At 29.4% G+C, this 21125-nt stretch carries 21 protein-coding genes and 1 tRNA gene; 14 read left to right on the top strand and 8 right to left on the bottom strand.

The features are described from left to right. Window positions 1-568 precede the first annotated feature (568 nt). Window positions 569-641 (bottom strand) — tRNA-Met (locus tag FDT66_RS09580). A 110-nt stretch (window positions 642-751) separates the two neighbouring features. On the opposite strand from FDT66_RS09580, the gene era reads away from it, so the two are divergent. Next, window positions 752-1636, top strand: a complete 885-nt coding sequence (gene era, locus FDT66_RS09575) for a GTPase Era (RefSeq protein WP_138535952.1) — start codon at window positions 752-754, stop codon at window positions 1634-1636. 2 nt (window positions 1637-1638) lie between these two features. Here the strand turns inward: era and FDT66_RS09570 are convergent, their stop codons facing one another. Then, the gene (locus FDT66_RS09570; RefSeq protein ID WP_138535951.1) at window positions 1639-2157 is read right to left on the bottom strand and encodes a DUF2207 domain-containing protein; all 519 of its coding nucleotides are present in this window, start codon (window positions 2155-2157) and stop codon (window positions 1639-1641) included. Between the two features lie 81 nt (window positions 2158-2238). On the opposite strand from FDT66_RS09570, the gene der reads away from it, so the two are divergent. Both der and FDT66_RS09560 read left to right on the top strand, forming a co-directional pair. Then, window positions 2239-3549, top strand: coding sequence for a ribosome biogenesis GTPase Der (gene der / locus FDT66_RS09565; protein WP_138535950.1), 1311 nt, complete (start codon window positions 2239-2241; stop codon window positions 3547-3549). An 85-nt stretch (window positions 3550-3634) separates the two neighbouring features. Then, a complete protein-coding gene (locus FDT66_RS09560) occupies window positions 3635-6022 on the top strand; it encodes a GAF domain-containing protein (RefSeq protein WP_138535949.1) in 2388 nt (795 codons plus the stop codon). Here the strand turns inward: FDT66_RS09560 and FDT66_RS09555 are convergent. Then, entirely contained in the window at window positions 6019-7221 is a 1203-nt protein-coding gene (locus tag FDT66_RS09555; protein WP_138535948.1) for a Pycsar system effector family protein, read from the bottom strand. The two genes, FDT66_RS09560 and FDT66_RS09555, sit on opposite strands and share 4 nt — an antisense overlap. Window positions 7222-7408: 187 nt before the next feature. Here FDT66_RS09555 and msrB point away from each other — a divergent pair, with 187 nt between their 5' ends. The 11 genes from msrB to FDT66_RS09500 all read left to right on the top strand — a co-directional run bounded on the left by msrB (window position 7409) and on the right by FDT66_RS09500 (window position 17834). Beyond that, window positions 7409-7867 (top strand): peptide-methionine (R)-S-oxide reductase MsrB, encoded by a 459-nt coding sequence (msrB, locus tag FDT66_RS09550; RefSeq protein ID WP_138535947.1) that lies wholly within the window; start codon window positions 7409-7411, stop codon window positions 7865-7867. Then, a complete protein-coding gene (gene msrA, locus FDT66_RS09545) occupies window positions 7860-8429 on the top strand; it encodes a peptide-methionine (S)-S-oxide reductase MsrA (protein ID WP_138535946.1) in 570 nt (189 codons plus the stop codon). The genes msrB and msrA overlap by 8 nt, the downstream gene beginning before the upstream one ends. A 31-nt stretch (window positions 8430-8460) precedes the next feature. Beyond that, window positions 8461-8709, top strand: coding sequence for a glutaredoxin domain-containing protein (locus FDT66_RS09540; protein ID WP_138535945.1), 249 nt, complete (start codon window positions 8461-8463; stop codon window positions 8707-8709). Beyond that, a complete protein-coding gene (locus FDT66_RS09535) occupies window positions 8706-10262 on the top strand; it encodes a protein adenylyltransferase SelO (RefSeq protein WP_138535944.1) in 1557 nt (518 codons plus the stop codon). The genes FDT66_RS09540 and FDT66_RS09535 overlap by 4 nt, the downstream gene beginning before the upstream one ends. A 129-nt stretch (window positions 10263-10391) precedes the next feature. Next, complete coding sequence (locus FDT66_RS09530) at window positions 10392-10643, top strand: peptide methionine sulfoxide reductase (RefSeq protein WP_138535943.1); 252 nt, start codon at window positions 10392-10394, stop codon at window positions 10641-10643. Between the two features lies 1 nt (window position 10644). Further along, window positions 10645-11589 carry an aldo/keto reductase gene (locus FDT66_RS09525; RefSeq protein WP_138535942.1) on the top strand — a complete coding sequence of 315 codons (945 nt, stop codon included), beginning with the start codon at window positions 10645-10647 and terminating at the stop codon, window positions 11587-11589. Further along, window positions 11580-12065 (top strand): peptide-methionine (S)-S-oxide reductase, encoded by a 486-nt coding sequence (locus FDT66_RS09520; protein ID WP_138535941.1) that lies wholly within the window; start codon window positions 11580-11582, stop codon window positions 12063-12065. Before FDT66_RS09525 ends, FDT66_RS09520 begins: the two co-directional genes overlap by 10 nt. 47 nt (window positions 12066-12112) lie before the next feature. Next, a complete protein-coding gene (locus tag FDT66_RS09515) occupies window positions 12113-13132 on the top strand; it encodes an XdhC family protein (protein WP_138535940.1) in 1020 nt (339 codons plus the stop codon). Window positions 13133-13134: 2 nt separating this feature from the next. Further along, the gene (locus tag FDT66_RS09510) at window positions 13135-13728 is read left to right on the top strand and encodes a nucleotidyltransferase family protein (RefSeq protein WP_138535939.1); all 594 of its coding nucleotides are present in this window, start codon (window positions 13135-13137) and stop codon (window positions 13726-13728) included. A gap of 13 nt (window positions 13729-13741) precedes the next feature. Continuing rightward, a complete protein-coding gene (locus FDT66_RS09505; RefSeq protein ID WP_138535938.1) occupies window positions 13742-17440 on the top strand; it encodes a metallophosphoesterase in 3699 nt (1232 codons plus the stop codon). A 4-nt stretch (window positions 17441-17444) separates the two neighbouring features. Further along, complete coding sequence (locus FDT66_RS09500) at window positions 17445-17834, top strand: DUF423 domain-containing protein (protein WP_138535937.1); 390 nt, start codon at window positions 17445-17447, stop codon at window positions 17832-17834. On the opposite strand, the gene FDT66_RS09495 is transcribed toward FDT66_RS09500, so the two are convergent. The 5 genes from FDT66_RS09495 to FDT66_RS09475 form a co-directional block, all read right to left on the bottom strand. After that, window positions 17831-18604, bottom strand: a complete 774-nt coding sequence (locus tag FDT66_RS09495) for an SdiA-regulated/phytase-like domain-containing protein (protein WP_246034828.1) — start codon at window positions 18602-18604, stop codon at window positions 17831-17833. The two genes, FDT66_RS09500 and FDT66_RS09495, sit on opposite strands and share 4 nt — an antisense overlap. 126 nt (window positions 18605-18730) lie before the next feature. Further along, on the bottom strand, window positions 18731-19531 hold the full coding sequence (locus tag FDT66_RS09490) for a TPM domain-containing protein (protein WP_138535935.1): 801 nt from the start codon (window positions 19529-19531) through the stop codon (window positions 18731-18733). A 3-nt stretch (window positions 19532-19534) separates the two neighbouring features. Continuing rightward, window positions 19535-19969 (bottom strand): TPM domain-containing protein, encoded by a 435-nt coding sequence (locus FDT66_RS09485; RefSeq protein ID WP_138535934.1) that lies wholly within the window; start codon window positions 19967-19969, stop codon window positions 19535-19537. 5 nt (window positions 19970-19974) lie between these two features. After that, window positions 19975-20580 (bottom strand): LemA family protein, encoded by a 606-nt coding sequence (locus FDT66_RS09480; RefSeq protein WP_138535933.1) that lies wholly within the window; start codon window positions 20578-20580, stop codon window positions 19975-19977. A gap of 121 nt (window positions 20581-20701) precedes the next feature. Next, on the bottom strand, window positions 20702-21031 hold the full coding sequence (locus tag FDT66_RS09475) for a MerR family transcriptional regulator (protein WP_138535932.1): 330 nt from the start codon (window positions 21029-21031) through the stop codon (window positions 20702-20704). Window positions 21032-21125 lie beyond the last annotated feature (94 nt).

Genomic DNA, 21125 nt, shown 5'->3' with positions numbered 1-21125 from the left:
TAAATTGTAAATGACCTTGAATAGAGCCATAACAATCAAAAACAGCCTTACTAATGTCAATTCCAAAAGTTTCATTATATTTATTCATATGAAATGATTTAGGAAAGAATAAACTACTTGAACTCACAACAACTTGAAATCGAGATCTAAAGTCTCACAGAACTGAACGTGATGTAAAGTAGAAAAGAGAGAGGATTATCAATGTTGTCGAAGTCTAAGCTTCACCGTGTATACTAACCTTAATTCTCTCTTTTATTCTTTCTGATTATTTGTCAAATTTATTAAAAGACAAACTTAAGACGTGTATAATTTATTGCTGTCTTCTTGCCTACTTGCGAAAGTCCTCGCGGATTTTCTATTCGGTTTGTATTTTCAAAATCGGTGCTTTTATTTATTTTTAACTCTATGTCTTTAGGTACTATCTTTATCTTATTTTCTTCGATAGAATCAGAAAATAATTCATTTTCATAGTAAAAAAGTTTACGGTACGTAAAAGTAAGAAACTTAAAGACATAAAAAAACGGATTGTTCGTAAACAATCCGTTGATTCTATGAGCATTAAGCTTAGTAGCGGGAACTGGACTCGAACCAGTGACCTTCGGGTTATGAGCCCGACGAGCTACCTACTGCTCTATCCCGCGATTTGGACTGCAAATATACAACACATTCTAAGTAACTACCAAACTTTATTTTAATTATTTTTTAATCACTTAAAATTGAAGGAACTGTAAAAAGAAATTATCTTTGCGACATGATACATAAAGCCGGTTTTGTAAATATTATAGGAAATCCTAACGTAGGTAAATCTACCTTAATGAACGCTCTAGTTGGAGAAAAACTATCTATCATCACGCCAAAAGCACAAACTACCAGACATCGTATTTTAGGTATTGTAAACGACAAAAATCATCAAATTGTATTTTCTGATACTCCAGGAATCATTAAACCTGCTTATGAATTACAATCGTCTATGATGGACTTCGTTAAATCTGCATTTGAAGATGCAGACATACTTATTTATATGGTTGAAGTTGGAGAAAAAGAATTAAAAAATGAAGCCTTTTTTAATAGAATTATTCATAGCGAAATTCCTATCATATTATTATTAAATAAAATTGATAAATCTTCGCAAGATGAAGTTGAAGAAAAAATTGAATATTGGAATACAAAAGTACCCAATGCAGATGTTTTTGTAATTTCAGCACTTGAAGGCTTTAATGTTTCGCAAGTTTTTGAAAAAATAAAAGAATTATTACCAGAAGGTCCTGCATTTTATCCAAAAGATCAATTAACAGACAAACCAGAACGCTTTTTTGTAAATGAAAAAATTAGAGAAAAAATATTAATTCATTACAAAAAAGAAATTCCATATTCTGTAGAAGTAGAAACAGAAGAGTTTATTGAGGAAGAAAACATTGTTAGAATTCGATCCGTAATTATGGTTGAAAGAGAAACTCAAAAAGGAATAATTATTGGCCATAAAGGTTCCGCTATAAAAAGAGTTGGTGCAGAGGCTAGAAAAGATTTAGAAAAATTCTTTGAGAAAAAAGTATTTATAGAACTATTTGTAAAAGTGAATAAAAATTGGCGAAGCGACAAAATTCAATTGAAACGTTTTGGTTATAATCAGAAATAATTTTAAATATTCTCTATCATAAAATCATGTAGTTTTTTCATTTGTGGTTTACCAGTATCTTTCCCTATTTTTCCTAAAAAATAAAGTAAAACCCAAATTATAGGCAAAAAAACAATCATAATTATTGGAAAAAATAACGATTCGTTTAAGGAAAAACGAGTGTATAAGAAAACACAAAAACCTAAAAACGAAATTCCAATTATAAAATGAACAAACATAAAAAGCGTCCAAACTTGAGGTTTTGGTCCAAAAAGTCCTTTTAATTCCGATACATTTTCACCTCTATCTAATATTTCTAAATGTAATTGAGGAGACCAAAAATGCTCCTCTCTTTTAGGTACAGAAATAAAAATATGTCCATTAACAATAGTGCCTCTAAAATTATTTTTGTTACTTTTTAAAACTTCTATAAAACGATTTAAAACAACATCCGAATTTTCATCTAAATCTATTGAAAATCGCGGTCTTAAGAATAATTCGCTATTTCTTTTTTCAATAAGAAGTTTCTTTTTATCATTCATTAATAATCATTTTAAAAGTGCTTAAATTTACAATTATTTATCCTACAGTAAATTGTATCTTTGCAAAAAATATCAAGTAAAATGAATAGTATTGTTGCCATTGTAGGAAGACCGAATGTAGGGAAGTCAACACTTTTTAATAGGTTAGTTCAGCGTAGAGAAGCCATTGTAGATTCCGTAAGTGGAGTTACTAGAGATAGACACTATGGGAAATCTGATTGGAATGGAAAAGAATTTTCAGTTATTGATACTGGAGGATATATTATTGGATCTGATGACATTTTTGAAGAAGAAATTAGAAAGCAAGTTGCTTTAGCTATTGACGAAGCAGATATTATTGTTTTTGTGGTTGATGTAGAAGAAGGAATTACACCTATGGATGCTGAAGTTGCAAAATTATTGCGTAAAGTTAAAAAACCAATATTTGTTACTGTAAATAAAGTTGATAACGCAATGCGAGATGCAGATGCTGTAGAATTTTATAATTTAGGATTAGGAGATTATCATACCATCTCATCAATAAATGGAAGTGGAACTGGAGATTTACTTGATGCTTTGGTTGAAAAAATGCCAGAACCAGAACCTATAAATTTAGAGAAAGAAGAATTACCGAGATTTGCTGTAGTTGGAAGACCTAATGCAGGAAAATCATCTTTCATAAACGCTTTAATTGGTAAAGATAGAAACATTGTTACCAATATTGCTGGTACTACAAGAGATTCTATAGATACAAAATACAACAGGTTTGGTTTCGATTTTAACTTAGTAGATACTGCTGGAATTAGAAAAAAATCGAAAGTAAAAGAAGATTTAGAGTTCTATTCTGTAATGCGTGCTGTAAGAACTATAGAGTATTCTGATGTAATTATTTTAGTGGTAGATGCCACGCGTGGTTTTGAAGGTCAAGACCAAAATATTTTTTGGTTGGCAGAAAAAAACAGAAAAGGTATTGTCATTTTAATAAATAAATGGGATTTGGTTGAAAAAGAAACCAATACCATGCGTGATTTTGAAGCAATGGTTAAAAAACAAATCGAACCATTTACAGATGTTCCAATTGTTTTTATATCTGCTTTAACAAAACAACGTATATTTAAAGCAATTGAAACCGCTGTTGAAGTTTTTGAAAAAAGAAAACTCAAAATATCTACAAGTAAATTAAATGATGTAATGTTGGATATTGTTAAAAGCTATCCACCACCAGCTATAAAAGGAAAGTTTGTGAAAATTAAATACTGTATGCAGTTACCAACACCAACTCCACAGTTTGCATTTTTTTGTAATTTACCACAGTACGTTAAAGATCCTTATAAACGTTTTTTAGAAAATAAACTACGCGAAATTTATGATTTTTCTGGAGTACCAATAACCATTTATTTCAGGCAGAAATAAACCTTTATCAAGTTTTATTTACCTTCTTTTTAATAAAAAACAAAATCAAATAACAATTTTGTAAATTTGTGGTATAATAAAAGTTATGAAAATAATTGAGTCCAGCTTAGTGTCTGATGTAGTTTTACCATTGCAACTAAACATTTCTTTTCAAAAAGTTTTTGCAGTGTTTGAAAAATATGCGCATGCAGAATATGAAAAACACCCATTTCATAATTCTGCAAAAAAAATGATTTCTCAATTAGAAAAATATCCAGAACTTATAAACGGATTTTCAGACTATAGTTTACTAGAAAAATATCAAGAACCAATTAATTTGTTGCTAAACCCTCTTTTTCCTGAGTTATTGCTCGAAAACGAGATAAAAGCAGCAAGTATTCCGTTTTCTTTTACTTCTTTTAAATTTACAACCAGATTTGAAAATATTCTTAAAAATGCAGGTGACGATTATGAATTTACCATAAGAAATTTTGAAGACGAAAGCTTTTACATTTTAGCTTGTACATTTATTTTAGGCTATGTTTACGATTATAAAATTGATATAAAAAGACCGTTTTATTTTGATATTCCAGACAAAACCACTGGAACAATGAAATATTACAGAGCTGCTTTCAATGGCGATTTTTCTGAAATAACAGCAACCGAAAAAGCGCCCCAATTAACACAAGATGATTTTAAAGAGTTATTAAATAATTTTGACGACATAAGTATTTGGAAAGAGAAATTCCCACCAAATAGCTATATTTTCAAAGGGTTTGGTATTATTAATTTATTCGATGTTACGTCTGAAGAAATGCTTTCATCTATAAAAGCAAACTTATTGGCAGGTGGTGATAATTTAATTTTTAAATTACAAAATAACTTACGTGACTTTTATGCAATTAAAGATTTAAAATTAGGCTATTCAATTTTCGATAAATTCAATGGAAAAATTTGCGAAACTGTTGTAAATAAATCCAATAGTATAATTCTAAATAGTAAAGAAGAAATTCATTGTTCGTCAGATTATTTTTGTCAAACCGTAATACAAAAAGTATTTGCAAATCATGAAACATTTGTCATATCAGACTTAGAGGAATATGGTAAAAAAACTAATAAAAACCCTTTTTACAAAAATTTATACGATACTGGCATACAAAGTATTATTTTAATTCCTATTAAAGCAAATGAAAGTGGTGATTTAGCCTTACTTGAAATTGCATCACCAAGAGCGTACGATTTAAACTCTGTAAACATTAACAAATTAAAAGATATTTTACCTGTTTTCGAAGCTGCTGTAAAAAGAACTTCAGAAGAAAGGCAAAATGTTTTAGAAGCTACCATTCAAGAAAATTATACCTCTATACACAAATCAGTAAAATGGCGCTTTTATCAAGCTGCACAAAAATTTCATTTAGAATCTCAAATAAATGAAAATGCAAAATTAGATGAAATTATTTTTAATGACGTGTATCCTTTGTACGGTCAAAGTGATATTAAAGGATCTTCGAATGCAAGAAATGAAGCAATTAGAGAAGATTTAATAACACAGCTTACTTTAGCTATTTCTGTTTTAGAGGATGCTTGTAAAACCGAAAAACTGCCAATTTATAAAGAGTTAATGTTTCGTGTTTCATCATTTTTAGAAGATGTAAAAGAAGATTTAAATGCGGGTGATGAAATTAATATTTTAGAATTTTTACAAAGAGAAATTTACCCAATTTTCAATCACATTAAAACTATAAACAAAGTACTTTCTAATAAAGTTAAAATTTATATGGATCGTTTAGATAGTGATTTAAATGTGGTGTATGAAAAAAGGAAAGAATACGAAAAAAGTGTAAACATTATCAATTTAAAGCTATCTAAATTTATTGATAAAAAACAAAAAGATGCTCAGGAAATGTTTCCTCATTATTTTGAAAGGTACAAAACTGATGGTGTAGAGTTTAATATGTACATTGGACAATCTATTGCAAGAGATAAAAAGTTTGACGAGATTTATTTATACAACCTACGTTTATGGCAATTGCAAATAATGTGTGAAATGGAAAACATTGCTTTTTCTTTGTTAGATAAAATGCCTCATAACTTAAGAGTTGCCTCTTTAATTTTAGTACACAGCAATTCCATGTCTATAAAATTTAGAATGGACGAAAAACAGTTTGATGTAGATGGTGCTTATAATATTCGTTATGAAATCATTAAAAAAAGAATTGATAAAGCACATATAAAAAATACTGAAGAGCGTATTACGCAACCTGGTAAAATTGCCATTATTTATTCGCAAGACAAAGATGCTTTAGAATATATTAAATACATTAACTTTTTACAATCTAGAAAACAATTAGGTAAAATTGAATTCTTAGAATTAGAAGATTTACAAGGTGTTTCTGGTTTAAAAGCTCTTAGAGTAGAGGTAATTTATTCCAAAAATTTTGATGAAAAAAAATCAATAACACTTAACGATTTAATAAAGCAAATAGCCTCTTAAACTGGCATTCCTTTGTATTTAAAAGAAATTCCAAAAGCAATAACGCTTACAATAATTCCAATCATAAAAACTGTATAGGTAAGACGCAATATTTTATATTTTCTATTTAAAACCAACCCTAAAAAATATAAGTCTTTGGTTAAAGAGCCATATAAATAATCTCTATCTGTCATCATTTCAGAAATTCCCCATTCAAAATCTTCCAATTTCATTTGATGAAAATTACCAAAAAACAATAAGTTGACTTTTCGATTAGAAACATCTTCTTTCGAAAACTTTCCTTCAGTAACATTTGGTCTGGTAGCAATTATGGACAAAACCATTGAAACTACTGTAAAAGCAACAAAAATAATCGTAGGAATTAACAAATGAGAATTAGATGGATTATCTAACTTTGGTAATAAATTAGACAACGCCAAAGAAACAATAATTGCATTTACAGAAAGTAAAATATTGGCTTTTGTATCTGCAATATCGCTTAAAGTAATATGGTTTCGCAACGCAACTCTAAACATGGTTTCTACTCCACGTTCAGGTACAATACTTTTGTTTTTCTTTAAATCTAAAGCAACTTTTTTTTGTTTAAATTTTCTGTTTTCTTTTTTTAGCTTTTTTTGGTTTTTTAGCAATTTTGCTAAATTTTTCTCTTTGTCTTTACTCCAATTTTTTAGAGCAAAATCAGAATAATACCTATGTTTATGTGTCAAAAAAGAAATATTTAACTCTATCCATTCAGCATTTGTATATTTCTTTTCTAAAACAAGTTCCCACTCTTTTCTTAACAGAGAGGTATAATCAAAAAATTTTTTGGAGGCCAAATGAGAAGAATCAGCATCTTTTATAATTTCTTCCAACTTATTTTGAGGAAGATAGCTCATTTTGGTTGCTAAAATCAAATCAGAAATAGCTGCTATTCTTTTTTCTGAAAAACTCTTAGATTCTAGAAATTCTTTTGCAATTTTTACACTATTTTCTTCATGATTTGTTGCACCTTCTGTATATCCAATGTCATGAAACCAAGCTGCAATTTCTAAATTATCTGCATCAACTTTTACAACTTCTAAACTTTCTGCTAATTCTTTTGTTTTTTCTACAACTCTTTGTGTGTGTGCTAAATTATGATATACATAATTTGCTTGTAAATTTTCATTTAAAAAATTATAAACAAACTTTTCAATCTCAGCAATAAGGGCTACCATATTTCTTATTTTTTAAACAAAAATAGTCAAATTTAATTGAGCTCTATTTATATATTATATTGTAAATTTAAGCAATGCTTTTTGTATTTCAAAATCAAATTTGTTTTGTAAGAATTATTGTTTTTTTTCGACCAAAAAACAACAAAAAAGCTTTTAATATTAATTAAAAAAAGAAGGGAAATTTTATATGCTTACTTGGAAAGAAATTATCAATTTTACCACAAAAGGAAATCCAATTCCAGAAAAAAGAGTTGACAAAACAGCAGCTGAATGGAAAGAAATATTAACTCCAGAACAGTTTAGAATTACAAGACAAAAAGGTACAGAAAGACCACATAGTGGAGCTTTATGTAGCATTTATGATGAAGGGCAATACAACTGTATTTGTTGCAATACACCTTTATTTGATTCTACCATAAAATATGAATCTAGTTCAGGTTGGCCTAGTTTTACACAACCAATTAAAGAAAATGCTATAAAATATCATAAAGACACTTCTTTTGGTATGATTCGAGTTGAGGTAATGTGTAACACTTGCGATGCACATTTGGGGCATGTTTTTCCTGATGGTCCAGAACCAAGTGGCTTGCGTTATTGTATCAATTCAGAATCTATGCAATTAGAAAAAGGAGTAGAAAATGAGTAACAAAAATTTACAAATTGCTACCTTAGGAGGTGGTTGTTTTTGGTGTACAGAAGCTGTATTTCAAGAAGTAAATGGTGTAGAAAAAGTAGTTTCTGGTTATGCTGGAGGAAATGCTCCAGGAAAACCAACATATAGAGAAATTTGTTCTGGTTTAACAGGGCATGCAGAGGTTATTCAAATAGCGTTCAATTCAAATATCATTTCTTTTGAAGATATTTTGGTTATTTTTATGACTACTCACGATCCAACAACCTTAAATCAACAAGGTGCAGATAGAGGTACACAATATCGCTCTGTAATTTACTATCATAACGAAACTCAGCACAAAATTGCGGAAGAAGTTGTAAAGCAAATTCAGCCTTATTATGCTAGTAAAATTGTGACAGAAATTAGTCCTTTGCCAATTTTTTATGAAGCTGAAAAAGAACATCAAAATTATTATAGAGAAAATACTCAACAAGGGTACTGTACTTTTGTTATTGAACCAAAATTGGCGAAATTGAGAAAATTACATGCAGATAAATTAGTTGATGTCAATTCGAGCGCAGTCGAGAACCAATAAAACCTTTCGACTGCGCTCAAGGAGGCAAAGTATGAAAACTATTATTAAACTTTTTGGCGCAGAAAGATGCCATAAAACCAAGTATTATAAAACATTTTTAGAAACGCGTAACTTAGATTACGCGTTTTTAGATGTGGAGGAAAGTTTAGAAAATGCCAAAGAATTACGTAAATTGTATGCAAATGGGAAATTAAATTTTCCAACAATTACAATTGGTACAAAAAAATTAAGAAATCCTTCTGACAAGGAACTTCAAAAATGGATTGATAAAAACGAATGAAACTAAACATAAAAAATACTTTTACTGATAATTTACCTGCAGATAAAAACTTAGAAAACACAAGAAGACAAGTAGAAAATGCTGTTTTCTCTTATGTTTCTCCAAAAAAAACATCCAACCCAAAAGTGCTGCATGTTTCTGAAGAAATGGCATCTGAATTAGGAATTTCATTAGCAGAAACAAAAACCGATTTCTTTAAAAATATTGTAACAGGAAACGAAATTTACCCTGCAACAAAACCTTTTGCCATGTGTTATGCAGGGCACCAATTTGGTAATTGGGCAGGACAATTAGGAGATGGAAGAGCCATTAATTTATTTGAAGTTGAGCATAAAAACAAAAACTGGAAAGTTCAATTAAAAGGTGCTGGTGAAACTCCATATTCAAGAACTGCAGATGGTTTGGCGGTCTTACGTTCTTCTATTAGAGAGTATTTATGTAGTGAGGCTATGTTTCATTTAGGCATTCCTACAACACGTGCTTTGAGTTTAAGTTTGTCTGGAGATCAAGTTTTACGTGACGTTTTATATAATGGAAATCCTGCTTATGAAAAAGGTGCTATTGTAGCGAGAACAGCTCCAAGTTTTTTACGTTTTGGTAATTTTGAAATTTTTGCTGCTAGAAATGATGTGAAAAACTTAAAAATTTTAGCAGATTACAGCATAAATCATCATTTTTCACATTTAGGAAATCCTTCTAAAAAAACCTATGTTAATTTTTTTAAAGAAGTTACCGAGCGCACTTTACAAATGATAATCGATTGGCAAAGAGTGGGTTTTGTGCATGGAGTTATGAATACCGATAATATGTCCATTTTAGGTTTAACCATCGATTTTGGACCATATGGCTGGTTAGAAGGCTTTGATTTTGGTTGGACACCAAACACAACAGATCGTCAAAATAAACGCTACAGATATGGAAATCAACCAAATATTGGTTTGTGGAATTTATATCAATTGGCAAACGCACTGTTTCCATTAATTGAAGATGCAAAACCTTTAGAAGAAATTCTGAATCAATATAAGATTGATTTTGAACATAAATCATTGAGAATGATGCAATCTAAATTGGGGCTATATACTGATGATAAAAACGACATACAACTAATACAAGATTTAGAAGATTGCTTACAATTAGTTGAAACTGACATGACCATTTTCTTTAGAAATTTGAGTAATTTAAATGAAGATTCATCAACCTTAAAAATTGTTGAAGATGCTTTTTATAATCTTGAAAATGTTTCTGGCGAAATAAAAAGCAGATGGAATTTATGGTTTCAGAAATATACTGAAAGACTTCAAAAAGAAACACTTTCTCATTCAGAAAGAAAAAAGAAAATGAACACCGTAAATCCTAAATATGTTCTGAGAAATTACATGGCTCAATTAGCAATTGACAAAGCAGATGAAGGCGATTATTCTTTAATTGACGAGTTATTTCAATTGTTGAAAAATCCATACAAAGAACAACCAAAAAAAGAAAAATGGTTTGCAAAAAGACCAGAATGGGCAAGAAATAAAGTAGGTTGCTCTATGTTATCTTGTAGTTCTTAAAATGTAATTATTTGTCATTGCAACCTTGTGGAGAAATTTAATTTTAAGGTTTATTGACTTCATTACATTTTGCTTAAAAAGACAATTTCAACTAAAAAAAACTGATAAGTCTGATTAAAATTTTAACTAATGAATGTTTTAAAAAATATACATAATTTACCAGAAGGCTATTCTGAAGGAATTTATGAAAATAAAAAATACAGCATTACAAAACAGACTTTTAATGCAGGAAAATCCTTTAAAATTTACGGAAAAGAATTACAAGGTACCAATTTTATCAGCTTAAATTATTACATCACTTCTAAAAAAGAATTATTAAAACCTTGTGAAATGGCGGCTCAAAAAGTAATTCACTTTTTACAAAATATAAAAATTACATAACATGACTTTAGGACTTGGAACTGCTGCTTTAGGAAGACCACAATACATAAATGTTCGTCAAGAAAGTTGCGATAATTCTAATTTAGAAAAATTTAGAAAAGAAAGTTTTTCTGTTTTAGAAGAAGCCTATAATTTAGGAATCAGATATTTTGATACAGCTCCAGGTTATGGTTTGGCAGAAGAATTGTTGTTAGAATGGTTACAAACCAAAAACGATACTTCTATTGAAGTTGCCACAAAATGGGGCTATACATACACCGCAAATTTTGATGCGAATGCGAAAGTACACGAAGTAAAAGAACACAGTTTAGCCAAATTAAACAAGCAGTGGCAATTTTCTAAAAAATTACTACCCTGTTTAAAAGTATATCAAATTCATTCTGCAACATTAGAAACTGGTGTTTTAGAAAATACTCAAGTTTTAGAAAAACTGGCTTTTTTAAAGAAAAAACACCACCTAAAAATAGGCTTAACTACAACAGGAACAAATCAATTGGACGTGATTAAAAAAGCATTAGAAGTTGTAATTGATGGAGAACATTTATTCGATATATTTCAAGTAACCTATAATTTTTTAGATCAAACTTTAAAAGAAATTTCCCAAAAGTTAATCAATCAAAATAAAACAATTGTGGTAAAAGAAGCTTTGGCAAATGGTCGTGTTTTTAGAAATAAAAAGTATCCTCATTACTTAAAAATGTACACTATTTTAGAAAATTTGGCAAAAAAATATAATGTAGGTGTGGATGCTATTTCTTTAAAATATGTAAAACAAACCATTGCAAATTCTATTATTTTAAGTGGCGCAAGTACTTCTAATCAATTGAAAGAAAATTTAAAATTAAATTCTTTTTCGCTTTCACATGAAGAAATAGAAATTTTAAATTCTTTTAAAACTGCTCCAAAATTTTATTGGACAGAGAGAAAAAATCTTCAATGGAATTAACTAAAATTGCTTTTGGTGGTGGTTGCCATTGGTGCACAGAAGCTGTGTTTCAACATTTAATTGGAGTTGAAAAAGTAAGTCAAGGTTGGGTTTCTTCAACAGGTGAAAACTCCTCTTTTTCTGAGGCTGTTATTGTTGAGTTTGACAATTCAAAAATCGATTTAAAAACATTGATTGAAATACATCTTTTAACTCATAAAAGCACGAGTAACCATTCTATGAGAGAAAAATACAGGTCTGCTATATATTATTTTAAAGATTATCAAAAAGAAGAAATTTCAACCATAATTAATGAATTACAAAGTGATTTTTTAGAAAAAATAATTACTAAAATATTAGAATTCAACAATTTTAAACCTTCTGCAAAAGAGTTTCAAAACTATTATAAAAACAACCCACAAAAACCGTTTTGTGAAAAATATATTCAACCAAAATTAAAATTAATTTTAAAGCGTTTTTCTGAGTACTCAAAATAAAATATTCGCTTTTAAAGTTTTATCTTAGTCCTAAAATTAAAACTTTAATGTTTCACGAACTCAAACAAATTATAGAGCAAGGTGTTATCAATCAGCAAAAAGGACTAAAAAATGTATTAGCAACTGTGGTTGATTTAGATGGTTCTTCGTACCGAAAACCTGGAGTTCGTATGTTAATTTCTGAAGATTTAAATTCTGTTGGCGCAGTTAGTGGTGGTTGTGTAGAAAAAGAAATCATACAAAGAGCAAAAACTGTTTTTAAAAATAATACCTCAAAAATAATTACCTATGATGGTAGGTATAGATTGGGCTGTGAAGGAATTTTATACATTCTGTTAGAGCCTTTTTTTATTTCCGATGATTTTAAAACTGCTTTTTCTAAAGTAGATACGAATAGAGAAACAGTAAAAATTGAAAGCTTTTTTTTAAAAGATGATGAAGCTCATGGTAATTTTGGTTCTATAATTACTCTAGAAAACAAGAAACAGTTCACGTTTTCAAACTTTTTTGATGATAACGTAAAAAATAATTTAGAAAAATTTACTCAAATACTTCAACCTTGTTTTCAATTAATAATTATTGGAGGTGAACACGATGCTGTAAAACTTTGTAAAATTGCGTCTAACTTAGGTTGGAAAATTCATGTAATTACCTCCGCAAAAGATAGCAAACAAATAAGTGATTTTCCAGGAGCAAATTCGGTTGTTGGCGAAATACCTGAAACAATTCAGTTTTCAGAAATAGAAAAAAATACTGCTATAGTAATAATGAATCATAGCTATGTACAAGATTTAAAATACTTGGTTCAATTATCTAAACATCAGCCAAAATATATAGGCATTTTAGGCGCACCTAAAAGAAGAGAAAAATTATTTAACGAGCTTTTTGACTTTGCACCAGAAACTTCAGAAGAATTTTTAGATTGTATTTATACACCTGCAGGTTTGCATATTGGCGCAAAAACACCAGAAGAAATTGCGGTTTCTATTATTGCTGAAATTTTATCTGTTATAAGAAATAAAGAACCTTTTTCGCTGAGAAAAGTAACAGGCAAAATTCACAATTAAATATGGAAAATATTGCAATTTTGGTTTTAGCCGCAGGAAAATCTTCACGAATGAAAACTCCTAAACAACTGGTTAAAATTGGTAACAATTTTTTACTAGAAACAGTTTTAAACAAAGCAAAAGCAATTCGTAGAAATCATGTTTACTGTGTTTTAGGAGCAAATGCTGATTTAATTAGAAGTGAAATATCTTCTGCAAACATTCACTTTATTTATAACAATAATTATAACCATGGTTTAAGTTCTAGCATAGTTGCTGGAATAAATCACCTTACTTTAAAAGGAAAATATACTGGTGTTTTAATTCTGTTAGCAGATCAACCTGCCATAGAAAAAGAGTATTTATTTGGTTTAATAAATCAATTTTCCAAAGACACTTCAAAAATAATTGCATCTAATTACAAGAACAAACCAGGAGTACCTGCTATATTTCCTCAAAATTATTTTTCAAAATTAAAATTGATAAATGGTGATTTTGGAGCCAAAGAACTTTTAAAAGAAAATAAAGAGGTAATACTTTCTAAAAACAATACAAACTTCTTAGATATTGATACCGAAAAAGACTTAGAAACCTTTAAAAAATCTATTTTAAATTAGTTATTTTTACAAAATGAAATTGATTAAGAAAACAGCTCTTTTATTTTTTTTATTGACATTAATTTACTCTTGTGCAACTATAGAAATGCAGGTAAAAAATGGTCATAAATTTACACCTAAAAAAAATACATCTAAGGTAATACACTCATTTTACTTGATTGGTGACGCTGGTAATTCTGATTTGTACAGGCGTGATTCTGCATTATCATATTTATCTCAAGAAATCTTAAAAGCTAAAAAAAACTCAACACTTATTTATTTAGGTGATAATGTTTATCCTAGAGGAATTCCAAAAGAAAACTCGAAAGGGTACAAACTCGCTGAACACCGCTTAAAAGTACAAACAGAAATAGGAAAAAAGTTCCCAGGAAAAACACTAGTTATTCCAGGAAACCATGATTGGTATAGTGGTTTAAAAGGTTTAAAAAGACAAGAAAAATTAGTAGAAAAAGCTTTAGGAAAAAATACTTTTCAACCAGAAAATGGTTGTCCGTTAGAAAAAATTGAAGTTTCAGACGATATTAACATTGTTGTAGTAGATTCTCATTGGTTTGTTACCAATTGGGACAATCACCCAGGAATAAATGATGAATGTGAAATAAAAACCAGAGAAAAATTCTTTGAAGAATTTGAAGGAATGCTCAAAAAATCTCAAGGAAAAACAACCTTAATTGCTTTACACCATCCAATGTTTACAAATGGACCTCATGGTGGTTATTACTCCTTCAAAAGTCACATGAAGCCTTTGCCTATTTTTGGTTCTGCTTTAAACATTCTTAGAAAAGCTTCTGGAGTTACCAATACAGATCAGCAAAACGAAAAATACAATCAATTAAGAAAACGCATCATTACCATTTCTCAACAACACGAAAAAGTAATTTTTGTTTCTGGTCATGAGCATAGTATACAATATATTGTTCAAGACAATATTCCACAAATTGTAAGCGGTTCTGGTTCTAAAACAACAGCTACAAAAAATGTAAATGGAGGTATTTTTTCATACGGAACTCAAGGTTTTGCAAGATTAGATATTTATGATGATGGTGCTGCAACAGTACATTTTTACACTGCTAAAGAACGTAAAATTGTTTTTGAAGCCAATGTTTTTAAAAAAGATAGTATTATTGAATTTACAGATTTTAAAAATTTAAATTTAAGCAAAAAAGAAGCTTCTATTTATAAAGATAAAGAAGTAGATAAAGGACAAGTTTTTAGTTTGCTTTGGGGTAAAAGATATCGTAAATACTTTGGTAAAAAAATTTCTGCACCAACTGTAAGTTTAGACACCCTTTTTGGTGGTTTAAAACCTGTTAGAAAAGGTGGTGGACACCAATCCAAATCTTTACGTTTAGAAGACAAAGAAGGTAGAGAATATGTAATGAGAGCATTGCGTAAAAATGCTACACAATATTTGCAAGCTGTTGCGTTTAAAGATCAATATGTAGAAGGGCAATTTAAAAAAACTTATACGGAAGATTTATTGTTAGACGTATTTACTGGCTCTCATCCATACGCACCATTCACTATAGAAAAATTAGCTGAAGCTATAGATGTTTATCATACAAAACCCATACTTTTTTATGTACCCAAACAACCTCAACTTGGAGAGTTTAATGCATATTTTGGTGACGAATTGTACATGATCGAAGCAAGAACTGCTGATGGTCATGGTGATAAAGCAAACTTTGGTTTTTCAAATGAAATTATAAGTACAGACGATTTAAGAAAAAACTTAGCAAAAGACGAAAAATATCAGCTAGATGAAGCATCTTATATTCGAGCACGTTTATTTGATATGTTAATTGGAGATTGGGACAGACACCAAGATCAATGGAGGTGGGCTGAATTTGAAGAAAAAGATAGAGTAATTTACAGACCTGTTCCAAGAGATAGAGATCAAGCTTTTTCCGTTTTTGGTGATGGAATTTTAATGAGTTTACTAACAAAAACAATTCCTGCTTTAAAAGGAATGCGTTCTTATGAAGAAGATATTGAAAAACCAGAACAATTTAGTTTGTCTGCTTATCCTTTAGATATGCGTTTCATAAGAGAATCTGACAAAAAAATTTGGGACAAACAGGTTGCAATCATACAAAACCAAATAACAGATAGCGTAATAGAAAATGCTTTTGCGAAATTCCCGAAAGAAGTAGTAGGAAAAACAACAGAAAATATAAAAAAGAAACTAAAAGGAAGAAGAAAAAACTTAAAGAAAATATCTGATAAGTATTTTAATTTTTTAAATAGTTTTCAAGTAATAACAGGAACCAACAAAGATGATTGGTTTGAAATGGAGCGTTTTCCTAATGGTGATACAAGAATTACTGTTTACAGAATTAAAGATGGTAAAAAAGCAGATATAGTTCATAACAGAACCTATAATCAAAAAATTACAAAGGAAATTTGGATCTATGGTTTAGATGATGACGATGTTTTTGTTTTAAACGGTGAAAATGGAAATAAAACTATAAAATTAAAAATTATTGGTGGATTAAATAACGACATTTATGAAATTAACAACAAACAAAATGTAAAAGTTTACGACCAAAAAACTAAGAAAAACACCTTTAAAACCAAAAACATTCATAAAAAATTAACTGACGATTACAACACGAATACCTATAATTATAAAAAGCTTAAAAATACAACCAACCTTATTTCACCTGCAATAGGATTCAATCCAGATGATGGTGTAAAACTTGGTGTGAAAAACACATATCAAGCAAATAATTTTGAAAGAAATCCATTTACAAGACAGCATATTGTTGCAGCCTATTATTATTTTGCGACTGGAGGTTATGAAATAACCTATGATGGTGAATTTGCCCATATTTTAGATAAATTAAACTTAGGAATAGATGCTGAGTTTAATAGTCCGAACTACGCCAAAAACTTTTTTGGATATGGTAACAACTCATACAATCCACAAGCAGATGATTTGCAAGACAGAGATTACAACAGAGTTAAAATAGGTAAATTAAAACTAGGTACATTTTTACAATATCGTGGAGATTTGGGCGCACAAATAAAGCTTTCTACAAGTTTTGAACAATTTGATGTAGAAAGAACAGAAAACAGGTTTTTAGAAACTCAATTACCAGAAACAAGTAGAGTTTTTAGAGCTCAAAAATTCTTTAATACAGAAGCTAGTTACTATTATCATCACTCAGACAATCCATCTTTTCCAACTTTAGGTGTTGAGTTTAATGCTCTTTTGGGCCATACAAGAAGCTTAAACAGTACTCGAAATTTCTCATATGCAACAACATCTTTAGCGGTAACACATAAATTAATACCAAATGGAAAGTTGGTTTTGGCCTCTAAGGTTGATGGTCACTTTATCTTTGGAAATGATTTTGAGTTTTATCAAGCTGCAACTATTGGTGGTAATGAAGGTTTAAGAGGTTACAGAAACGAACGATTTACTGGTAAAAACGCATTTTATCACACAACAGATGTGCGTTACAATATTAGCAACCTTAGAACTGCTATTTTACCAATAAACTTAGGCATTTTTGGTGGTTTTGATTATGGTAAAGTATGGGGAACTCCAAACAACTTAATGGTAACACCAATGGAATCTAACACACCTAATACTTCTTATGGTGGTGGTTTTTTTATTAATGCTGCCAATATTTTTTCAGGAAGTTTAGGAGCATTTAATAGTGATGATGGTTTGAGAATAACCTTTAATTTAGGTTTCGATTTTTAATAGTATGAGTTTTACAGCAATTTTATTTGGGGCAATTTTTGGTTTTACAGCAATTATTTTGGGTGCCTTTGGTGCGCATTTATTAAAGAAGAAATTAACAGCTGAACAACTACAGAGTTTTGAAACAGGAGTAAAATATCAAATGTATCATGCAATTTTATTGTTAGCTTTAGGTTTTCAGCTAAACAACGAAATTACAATTGATTGCTATATTATAAATACAATAATTATTGGAGTTTTTTTATTTTCTTTTTCTATTTACGGGCTAGTATTATCCTCTGCTAATAATAAGAAGTTAAAATTTTTAGGACCAATTACACCTTTAGGAGGTTTGTTTTTAGCTTTAGGTTGGGCGTTATTAATTTATAAATATAGTTATCTAATAATTATTTAAATTTTTAATTCATATAAATTACCTCCAGTTCCGTGGGCTTTTTCATCAGTAATTAATAAAGTATTATTATTTTTAAAAGTGATGCTTTCTTTTTGAGAACGGTGCGTTAATTCAATTTTTCTTACGTTACCAGACAAAAATTTATCTCCTTTAAAATCTGTAAAAATTAAAACGTTTTTTTGAGAAAGTAGTGCTACTTTTTTTCCATCATTAGAAATATCTGCAGAAGTAATCCAGCATTCTAAATCGTTACAGTTTTCGAATTCATCAACAATTTCAGCAGTGTATTCACCTTTTTTGGCAGGAATTTTATACAAAGTGGTTTTACCGTAATTTCCTTTTACTCTACTTTTCGTTAAAATGTATAATGATTTATTGAAGTAAAAAAAACTTTCGGCATCAAAAAAACGATTTTCTTTCTTTGGTGGAAATTTATTTTGATTTGGGTATTCAAATTCTATTTCATCTACCTCAGCATTCTTTTCATCTAATTCGTTTTGCTCAACAATAATGATAGACAAATTTTCTCTTTTACTATAATTATTTCCAAAATCACCAATGTAAATATTTCCATTTTCATCGGAAGTCAAATCTTCCCAATCGTGATTTTTAGCTTTTATATAAATTTCTTTAATGATTTCTCCCTCTTCATTTAAACCAAATAACTCTGGTTTATTTCCTCCGTCATTTATCATCCAAATTAAATCGGACTTTGGTACTATTTCTGTTCCAGAAACTTCATCTAAAGATTTTGGTAAATCTGCTAACATTTTTAGCTGTCCAAAATTCTGACAACTCATCAACAATAAAAAACTTAATACAAACGAAATTTTCTTCAACATAAAAACAACTATTTTTTTCTTTAATACCATCAAAAAGTGTTCCGTAAAGTATTATTACCAGCTTCCACCAGCTCCACCTCCACTAAATCCACCTCCACCAAATCCGCCACCAAAACCACCTCCAGAGGAAGAACCTCCAAAACCGCCACCAAAACTTCCTCCACCTCTACCAGCGTTACTTAAAATAATGGTATCAAAAATTGTATCTGCTAAAGAACCTCTTCTAAAACGCTTGCCTCCACTTCCATTATTTTTATTACCTCTAGAAATGATAATAAAAAATATAATTATGATAATGATAAAAAATATAATTCCGGGGTCAAAACCTTTGGTACTTTCTTTACGAGTTCCTTTGTATTCACCATTTAATAATTGAAATATTACATCTGTACCTTTATCTAAGCCTGCATAAAAATTACCTCTTTTAAATTCTGGAATAATTACGTTTCTTGTAATTTCTCCAACAATTCCAGCAGTTAAAATTGGCTCAATTCCATAACCTGGAGCAATCCAAATTTTTCGATCTTTTTCGGCTAATAAAATTAGTATTCCATTGTCTTCTTTAGCTTGTCCAATTCCCCATTTTTGTGCCCATCTTGGAGCGAGAATTCCAATACTTTCTTTATTAGTGGTTTCTATAACAATGACAACAATTTGTGTTGATGTAGAATCTGAATATCGAACAAGTTTATTTTCTAAATTTGTTTTTTGACTATCTGTAAGTAGTTTTGCATAATCGTAAACACTTGTTTGATTTTTTGGTTTTTCAGGTACTGTAAATTGCCCAAAAATTAATTGATTGGAAAAAATTCCAAATAAAAATAATACGACTTTAATTGATTTCAAAAAATTCATTAATTATTTAGAAATTTCGTTTGACAGTTCATTTTCATCATCAATTTGCCAAGGAAAATGCGCTTGTAACTCTTCGCCAGCTTTTAAAATTCCGTCAACAATGCCTTGTTTAAAATTTCCTTGTTTAAAGTTTTGCTGAATGATGTCTTTCGTTGTGTTCCAGAAGTTTTTTGGAACTACTTCGTTAATTCCTTTATCACCATAAATAACAAACTTTTTATCGTTTACGGCAACATAAATTAAGACTGCATTTGCATCTTTTGTATTATCCATTTTTAACAGATGAAATACTTCTAACGCTCGTTCATAATGGTCTTTTTGTGAAGATGCTTCAATATGTACACGTATTTCGCCAGAAGTATTTTTCTCTGCAACTCTAATCGCAGAAATAATTTCTTTTTCTTCTGCTGGACTAAGAAATTCTTCTACTTTAGACATAATAATTATTTATTTTTAAAATCGAAATCTACATCTGGTGCATTTTCTGAACCTGCATCAGCCTTGTAACGAGACATTTCGTCAAAATTAAAAATACCTGCTAAAATTGAATTTGGAAATATTTTAATATGTTTATTATAATCATTTACACCTTCATTAAACCTTGTTCTCGCAGTTAGTACCTGATTTTCTGTACTGGCTAACTCATCTTGAAGTTTTAAAAAGTTTTGGTTCGCTTTTAAATCTGGATAGCGTTCTACAACTACCATTAATTTTGATAATGCACCTGTTAAACCACTTTGCGCTTGTTGAAATTGCGCCATATTTTCTGGTGTTAAATCGTTTGCATTTATATTTACAGAACTTGCTTTTGCTCTTGCCTCAATAACTTGCGTTAAAGTTTCTTTTTCAAAATCTGCAGCTCCTTGTACAGTTTTTACTAAATTTCCAATTAAATCGTTTCTACGTTGATAGGCGTTTTCTACATTAGACCAAGTTGTTTTTGCGTCTTCTTGTAAAACTACTGCTTCATTATTAAAACCTTTTGCCCAATTGTAAACTCCAAATACAATTACAACGATTACTATTACAGGAATTAACCATTTTTTCATAATTTCTATTTTTAATTTTTAGTTGATTTATTTTTAATGTAAACAAATTTACCTATTATTCTTGAGAATGTAAAGTAGTTAATTGTTTATATAAAAGTTAGACACTTAAAAGTGTAATGTGTTACAGTTGATTTTTTATTTTTATCAATTCTGCTTTTACGCCTTCTAGTTTAGATATAATTTCGTGATTGTAAATCGTAGAATCAGGATTTTTCTTCAGCTTTTGTTTTGCACCTTCCAACGTAAAACCTCTTTCTTTTACTAAGTTGAAAATAAGCTTAAAATTGGCAATATCTTCAGCAGTGAAAAGTCTATTTCCTTTCGCATTTTTTTTTGGTTTTATAATGGCAAATTCTTTTTCCCAAAAACGAATTAAAGATGTATTTACGTTAAATGCTTTCGCAACCTCACCTATTTTGTAGTATCGTTTTTCTGGTAAATTTATATGCATACTATGGGTTGTAGGTTTGTTGTAGATTCAAGATTCAAAGTAAATACTAAAGTTTCAAAAAAAAATGTCATTGTAAAAAAATTATTCAATTATT

The organism is Polaribacter aestuariivivens, from assembly GCF_005885675.1.
Classification (GTDB): domain Bacteria; phylum Bacteroidota; class Bacteroidia; order Flavobacteriales; family Flavobacteriaceae; genus Polaribacter; species Polaribacter aestuariivivens.
The sequence above is the reverse complement of the archived record's forward strand: the minus strand, read 5'-3'. Positions and strand labels throughout refer to the sequence as shown.